We start from the raw sequence: 7836 nt of genomic DNA, 5'->3' as shown, positions 1-7836 counted from the left end.
CTCCACGCTCTCCGGCGACTGATTCCTCTTAAATTTTTGAATTTGGAATTGCTGCTTAAGCGAAGCCAATGTGTACAACAGGCTACACCTACGCTAGAATAAACTATCTTCTAAAATTAGCTATTCCCTAGCAAGTTGCTTGATGCATTAGATAGCTAATTGCGATGCCTACGGCAGGCTATGCCTATGCAACTTGATAGTTGAAAGTAAAAGCATTTTTAATTTTTCACAAAATTGGTAGAATCACCATGTTCTTGATAAAGAATGTGAGGTTTTTTGGTGTTTGTAACTAGATACATGCAATCATCCAGTATTATAAACAGTATATAACTGTATTCCCATCAATTATCTGTAGAATTCGTGGAGGAAATAGAATGAGTTTGTGGCAACGCTTACTGAAAAGATTACAAGCGATCGCGTTCAATAGAACGTATCGGTTCAGACTAAATTCGCTCAAAGGCTTTGTATCACTCTTTTTAGTAGGTACTGTATTGAGTGTAGCCCTTGCTGCCTGCTCAGATGGAGGAACTGGGAATAATTCTTCCTCTGAAACCCCTGCTGCTAGTGCTACTCCTGTGGCTGCAACCAAAGATAATGTTGAATTAACTCTAGTTTCCTTTGCTGTCACCAAAGCAGCTCACGAAGCAATTATTCCTAAGTTTGTAGAACAGTGGAAGAAAGATCATAATCAAACTGTTACCTTCAAGCAAAGCTATGGCGGATCTGGTTCCCAAACTCGTGCTGTTATCGATGGTTTGGAAGCAGATGTTGTTCACTTGGCACTAGCTGGAGACACTACAAAGATTGAGAAGGCTGGATTGATTCAGCCAGGATGGGAGAAAGAAGTTCCCAACAATGGTATTGTCTCCAAATCTGTTGCAGCATTAGTCACTCGTTCCGGCAATCCTAAAGGCATCAAAAACTGGCAAGATTTAGCCAAAGACGGTGTGAAATTGATTACTGCTAACCCCAAAACTTCCGGCGGTGCTAAGTGGAATTTCTTAGCACTATGGGATTCTGTAATTAAAACAGGTGGCGATGAGGCTAAAGCTACTGAATTTGTGACTAAAGTTTACAAAAATGTGCCAATCTTGCCTAAAGATGCGCGGGAAGCTACTGATACATTTGCCAAGCAAGGGCAGGGAGATGTCTTAATCAACTACGAAAACGAAGTTATTTTGGCACAGCAAAAGGGCGAAAAGATTGAGTATGTCGTTCCCGATGTGAATATATCCATCGACAATCCAATCGCTGTGGTAGATAAAAACGTCGATAAGCACGGAACCCGCGAAGTTGCGGAAGGTTTTGTGAAATACCTCTATAGCCCAGAAGCACAGCAAGAGTTTGTTAAATTGGGATTCCGTCCTGTGGATGAGACTTTAGCTCAAACCAAGGAAGTCACAGACAAATTTCCCAAGCTGAAAACTTTAGGTACAGTTGCAGACTTAGGCGGTTGGGAAACAATTGATAAGAAGTTCTTCGCAGATGGGGGCGTGTTTGATAAAATTCAAGCCCAAAAATAATTCGTAATTCTTAATGACGCTTGCGGACTCGCTATCGCTACGCTAACGTAATTCGTAATTATCACCCCATAACTTTCCTTTCTCCAGAATTAAAAGTAGTTGGTCTGTGCTTGAATTACGAATTAGCAATTACGAACACTGGCAAAGAGCTCCTTGTGAATTTTAAATTTTGAATTTTTCACTATGACATCTGTATCTCCTTCTGTGGAAGTTGAACGCAAAACGCCATTCTGGAAAAGATTGGGGCGGGTTCCTTGGACTTGGCGAATCACCATTGCATACCTGACGGTGATGTTGTTTATCCCTATTGCTGCCATGTTCCTGAAAGCAAGTACGGAACCTCCGGCGAGATTTTGGGCGATCGCAACCAGTGATATCGCACTAAACACCTACAACGTAACTTTTGGGACGGCAATATTTGCTGCCTTACTCAATGGCGTATTTGGAACTTTGATTGCTTGGGTTCTGGTTCGTTACGACTTTCCCTTAAAGCGCTTGATTGACGCCACAGTGGATTTACCCTTTGCACTACCAACTTCCGTAGCAGGGCTAACCCTGGCAACAGTTTATAGCGATAATGGCTGGCTAGGTTCGCTACTAGCACCACTGGGAATTAAGGTGTCTTTTACCCGGACGGGAGTAGCGGTGGCAATGATATTTATCTCACTACCTTTTATTGTCAGAACTGTGCAACCCGTACTTCAGGAAATGGAACATGAAATTGAAGAAGCCGCCTGGTGTCTGGGTGCTTCTCAATGGCAGACCTTCTGGAAAGTGATTTTGCCACCTTTATTTCCCACAATTTTAACTGGTGTTGCTTTGGGTTTCTCCCGTGCAGTTGGGGAATATGGGTCAACTGTGATTATCTCTTCTAATACGCCATTCAAAGATTTGATTGCACCTGTGCTGATTTTCCAGCGATTAGAGCAGTATGACTATTCTGGTGCAACAGTAATTGGCATAGTTTTACTATCAATTTCGTTAGTACTGTTATTGGCAATTAATTTCTTACAAGCATGGGCAAGGCGATATGACAGTAGATAAGCCAAGTTTTCACTCATCATCTGCATCTGATACAGATATAGCCAAGCCGAAAGAGCAGAAGAGTTGGGTGCCAATAGTTTTAATTAGTATAGCGATCGCCTATTTAGCCCTAGTTCAATACATCCCGGCAATTAACGTTTTTGTCCAAGCCTTTAGTAAGGGTGTTGGGCCATTTCTATCCAACCTGACGCGACCAGCTTTTCTCCATGCAGCTTGGCTAACATTGTTGTTGGCTTTGATTGCTTTACCTGTGAATACAGTGTTTGGTTTATGTGCAGCTTGGGCGATCGCTCGTCATAAATTTCCTGGACGCGCCGTAGTTTTGAGCATTATTGACCTGCCCTTTTCAATTTCGCCCGTAGTTGCAGGATTAATGATTGTGCTACTTTACGGACGCAATGGCTGGTTTGGCCCTTGGCTTTTGGCTCATGATATCAAGATTATCTTTGCCTTTCCAGGTATGGTACTGGCTACAGCCTTCGTGAGTATGCCCTTTGTGGCGCGAGAAGTAATTCCGGTTTTAGAAGAGTTTGGTAAGGATCAAGAAGAAGCTGCTAGAACTTTAGGTGCAAAAGATTGGCAGATATTTTGGCGCGTCACCCTACCCAGTATCCGTTGGGGCTTACTCTACGGTTTAATTTTGACCAATGCCAGAGCAATGGGTGAATTCGGAGCGGTTTCAGTCGTGTCTGGCAACATTGCTGACCAAACCCAGAGCCTACCACTGTTTGTAGAAGACGCTTACAAACAATATGAAACTGAAGCGGCTTTCTCTGCGGCTGTACTGTTAGCGTTGCTAGCAGTAGTAACTTTGGTGCTAAAGGAGATTCTAGAACGGAAAACCCGCATTAAAGATGTTGAATAGAATCCCCAGAGAGTAAACTGAAAATCTAAAACTTCAAAACTATTCGCGATCGCACTTAAATTTTATTGGCGCGATCGCTTTTCATTTTTGACTACTTAATGATATTGAATTCCAATAAAAACTTCTTTAGCTAAATCCAAGCAAGGGGGAAAAATTGCTAGGTGGTAAGCACATCCAGGGAAAACTGATGAGTAAAGTAGTAAACTTACTGTTCCAAGAATTGTGTAAAATAATTCCTTTGACCTGATGCTATTAACCCTTCATCCAAATGAAGGGTTTTGAAATCTCTCAAACTTTCAGTTACCCTGAAACTTAAACTAGTACCGCAAGGCGGAAGTCAAAAGTCACGCATAATTGTATTCCAAGCTCTTGCGCCATTTGAAATGGTGAGGCAGTCCGGTCTTCTCCCAAAGGGAGACGCCAAGGGCGATGGGGGTTCCCCCCATGAGTAACTGCCGTTAGCGCAGCGTTAGCGAGCCTGCGTTCGCGCAGCGTCTCGTAGAGAGCGTCACCCGAAGGGGTATGTTTATTTACGCCAAGCTGTACTGATAACTAAGTTTATTCAAAAACTGGGAACGCAACTCTTGGAAAAACTGCGCCAACGACAAGCTCAGTGCATCGTTGGGCACTGGGAGACAAGGGGACAAGGTGAATAACCATACCCAATGACAAATGACCAATGACAAATGACAAACTCATATTGGAGAGATGAATTTGAAAAATCAGCAATTGGGTAATTGGCAAACCACAGTTTTGGGAATTGTGTTAGCAATACTAGTGATTATCGGGCTAAATTCCTTTATTATTATCAACCCAGGACAAGCAGGAGTAATCAGCATCTTGGGTAAAGCTAGAGATGGCGCTTTATTGGAAGGTATTCATTTAAAACCGCCTTTTATCACCGTGATAGATGTGTATGATTTAACAGTGCAAAAATTTGAAGTACCAGCGGAGAGTTCTACTAAAGATTTGCAAAATTTATCTGCGAGATTTGCAATTAACTTTCGCCTCGATCCGATTAAGGTAGTTGAAGTTAGAAGGAAACAAGGAACATTAGCGAATATTGTATCAAAAATCATTGCGCCCCAAACACAAGAAGCATTTAAAATTGCCGCAGCCAGAAGAACAGTAGAAGAAGCGATTACCAAAAGAAGTGAATTGAAAGAAGACTTTGATAATGCTTTAGGCGATCGCTTAGACAAATATGGGATAATTGTGTTAGATACTAGCGTAGTTGATTTAGCATTCTCACCAGAATTCGCCAGAGCCGTCGAAGAAAAACAAATTGCCGAACAACGGGCGCAAAGAGCCGTTTATGTAGCACGAGAAGCAGAACAAGAAGCCCAAGCAGATGTGAATCGTGCCAAAGGTAGGGCAGAAGCTCAAAGACTCTTAGCAGAGACACTCAAAGCCCAAGGAGGGCAGTTAGTTCTGCAAAAAGAAGCAATTGAAGCTTGGAAGACTGGCGGCGCTCAGATGCCCAAAGTTCTGGTTATGGGTAGTGACTCAAAAAATGGCGTACCCTTCATATTCAACCTTGGGAATGTCCAAAATCAACCGTAAAAGGGAAGTGGACATGAGATAAAAAGCTCTAAAGTTATGTAATTTGCTCTGACCTCAGACGAATTTTACAACACATTGGACTATTCCCAATTTAAAATCTAAAATCCAAAATGGTATAAGTTGGGCTAGTACAGATCGCTGGAAACCTACCATTTGATTACAATCAGAAAGCTCAAAATTAAAGCAGGAATGACTTTTAACTTCTGCCTTGCGGTACTAGTGCCAACCTCAAAGACCATTGAAAAACCAACCAAATAATAGTCGAAGTTTATGTCAATCCCCAATCCTCAAAATCTTACTGCCGAAGAAGCAAAGAAATTACTGAACAAATTCAACTGTCTAGACATTGCCCCTATCCTCAACTCATCAGAAAAAGTAGTAATTCGTAATGCCTTAATTTTGCTCGCCAAGCTTACTGATTACCAAATTTTAGGAATTTGTGCTGATACAGCAGAAGAAGGAATATTGGCGATGAAAACCTATTCTCTGGCTTTGGGTTATGAACCACCAACTAATTTACTTACACCCGAAGGGCCAGTTTATATCAAACTAAATGGTAAAAATGGCTTGTGTTATCTTGATTCCTATGATGGACATCATCGTGGTGTATTAGTATCTTGCCAGTCTTATGACGAAGATGGAATCAACGAAATGTATGGACACCTTCCCTTAGACTTATTTGTATAGAATTCGCCGAATGTAGGTAAGGTATGAGCCTTGCCTACTCACTAACTAAAAATAATTAATGACTTCAATCTTATGAGTATTATTACACTACAATCAGCAAAAAAGGACTTTGGCATCAAGGAAATTTTAAAAGATGCTAGCTTTAGCCTTGATGCAACTGATAAAGTTGGATTAATTGGTACTAATGGCTCTGGTAAATCAACCCTATTAAAAATGATTGCCGGGTTAGAATCCATTGATAGCGGTCAAATTTTAATCAACTCTGGTTCTAAAATTATCTACTTACCCCAGCAGCCAGATTTAGATGAGAATCACACAGTTTTAGAGCAAGTTTTCGCTGACAGTGGCGAACATACATCTTTGGTGCGTGAGTATGAAGAACTTTCTGATAAATTGGTTCACTATCCAGATGATAGTCAACTAATGTCTCGCCTTTCTGTGGTGATGCAACGGATGGATACGACTGGTGCTTGGGAACTAGAAACTAATGCCAAAATCATCCTCACAAAATTAGGAATTTCTGACTTTGATGCCAAGATAAGTACTTTATCTGGAGGCTATCGCAAGCGCATTGCTTTAGCATCAGCTTTGCTATCAGAACCAGATGTTTTGCTCATGGATGAGCCAACAAACCATCTGGATGCTCTTTCTGTAGAGTGGTTACAAAGTTATTTAAATCGCTATCGCGGCGCACTTTTTCTGATCACCCACGATCGCTACTTTCTAGATCGCGTTACCAATCGGATTATTGAAATCGACCGAGGCGATATTTACACCTATACAGGTAACTATTCATATTACCTCGAAAAGAAAGCTTTAGCTGAAGAATCTGCTGTAAGTAGTCAACGTAAACACCAAGGCTTGTTGCGCCGCGAGTTGGAATGGCTCAAAAAAGGGCCAAAAGCCAGAAGTACCAAGCAAAAAGCTAGAATTGACCGCGCTCACGCTCTGCGGGATACTGAATTTAAACAAGTTCAGGGTAAAGTTGATATTTCGACAGTTGGTCGTCGCATTGGTAAAAGAGTTATTGAATTAGATAACATTTCTAAGGCATACAATGGACGCACTCTGATTAATAATTTCACTTACGAATTTAGTCCAGAAGACCGCATCGGCATTATTGGCGCTAACGGTGCTGGTAAATCCACTTTAATGGATATAATTACTGGACTGGTTAAGCCAGATTCCGGCATTGCAGAAATTGGTACTACAGTTCACATCGGTTATTTTGACCAGCATTCGGAAGAATTGCTTACAGCCTTAAACGAAAATCAGCGCGTGATTGACTACATCAAAGAAGAAGGAGAGTTTATCAAAATTACCGATGGTACTCAAATTACTGCTTCTCAAATGTTAGAGCGGTTTTTGTTTCCTGGTAATCAGCAGTATGCCCCAATTAGTAAACTTTCTGGTGGTGAAAAACGCCGTTTATTTTTATTACGGGTTTTGATGAGTGCGCCCAATGTCTTAATTTTAGATGAACCGACAAACGATTTAGATGTCCAGACATTGGCAGTATTAGAAGATTATTTAGAAGATTTTGTTGGGTGTGTAATTGTAGTTTCTCACGATCGCTACTTTCTCGATCGCACCATCGACACAGTATTTTCCTTTGAGGAAGGCGGTAATCTCCGGCAATATCCAGGTAATTACTCGATTTATCTAGACTATAAGAAGGCTGAAGAAGCACAGCAACAAGCTGCTACCACTAAGGAGAAGCCGAAAAATGCCGAAGTCCAAAATGGTGCGGCTTCATCCAAGGATGGAGAGAATACCAAACGGCGTAGGTTATCCAATTGGGAGAAAAAGGAATTTGAGCAGTTGGAAGGTAAGATTGCCGAGTTAGAGGCCCAGAAGGCAGAAACCGAGAAAACACTAGCGAATGTTGCACCAGGGAATTATAGCCAGGTGCAGAAATTGTATGATCATGTGGAAAAGTTGAAGCACGCGATCGATGTGGCGACTGAACGCTGGTTAGAATTGGCAGAGATGGAGTCTTAATTTTTTAACAGTTTTACCCCACCCTAACCCTCCCCTTATAAAGGGGAGGGAAGCAGATTTCTTATTTTCCCTTTTATAAGGGGGAGTGGAAGCTCACAAAAATCAACCAGCTTTTGAGGGAACCAGATTTCCTATTTTCCCACTTTATAAGGC

At 41.6% G+C, this 7836-nt stretch carries 6 protein-coding genes; all 6 read left to right on the top strand.

The window, feature by feature from the left end:
* Positions 1–374 precede the first annotated feature (374 nt).
* The 6 genes from ACFE93_RS33490 (at position 375) to ACFE93_RS33465 (ending at position 7683) form a co-directional block, all read left to right on the top strand.
* Positions 375–1523 carry a sulfate ABC transporter substrate-binding protein gene (locus ACFE93_RS33490; RefSeq protein ID WP_375480257.1) on the top strand — a complete coding sequence of 383 codons (1149 nt, stop codon included), beginning with the start codon at positions 375–377 and terminating at the stop codon, positions 1521–1523.
* 183 nt (positions 1524–1706) lie between these two features.
* Positions 1707–2567: a sulfate ABC transporter permease subunit CysT gene (cysT, locus tag ACFE93_RS33485; protein ID WP_375480255.1), complete on the top strand. Its 861-nt coding sequence runs from the start codon at positions 1707–1709 to the stop codon at positions 2565–2567.
* The gene (gene cysW, locus ACFE93_RS33480; protein WP_375480253.1) at positions 2554–3432 is read left to right on the top strand and encodes a sulfate ABC transporter permease subunit CysW; all 879 of its coding nucleotides are present in this window, start codon (positions 2554–2556) and stop codon (positions 3430–3432) included. The genes cysT and cysW overlap by 14 nt, the downstream gene beginning before the upstream one ends.
* 714 nt (positions 3433–4146) lie before the next feature.
* Positions 4147–4995, top strand: a complete 849-nt coding sequence (locus tag ACFE93_RS33475) for a prohibitin family protein (protein WP_375480251.1) — start codon at positions 4147–4149, stop codon at positions 4993–4995.
* A 270-nt stretch (positions 4996–5265) separates the two neighbouring features.
* Positions 5266–5682, top strand: a complete 417-nt coding sequence (locus ACFE93_RS33470) for a DUF1824 family protein (RefSeq protein WP_375480249.1) — start codon at positions 5266–5268, stop codon at positions 5680–5682.
* 72 nt (positions 5683–5754) lie between these two features.
* A complete protein-coding gene (locus tag ACFE93_RS33465; protein WP_375480247.1) occupies positions 5755–7683 on the top strand; it encodes an ABC-F family ATP-binding cassette domain-containing protein in 1929 nt (642 codons plus the stop codon).
* Positions 7684–7836 lie beyond the last annotated feature (153 nt).

Origin of the sequence: uncultured Nostoc sp. (assembly GCF_964247315.1) — a bacterium.
In the GTDB taxonomy this organism is placed as follows: Bacteria; Cyanobacteriota; Cyanobacteriia; order Cyanobacteriales; family Nostocaceae; genus Nostoc.
Note: the sequence above shows the minus strand (reverse complement) of the source record. Positions and strands in the feature narration are given on the sequence as shown.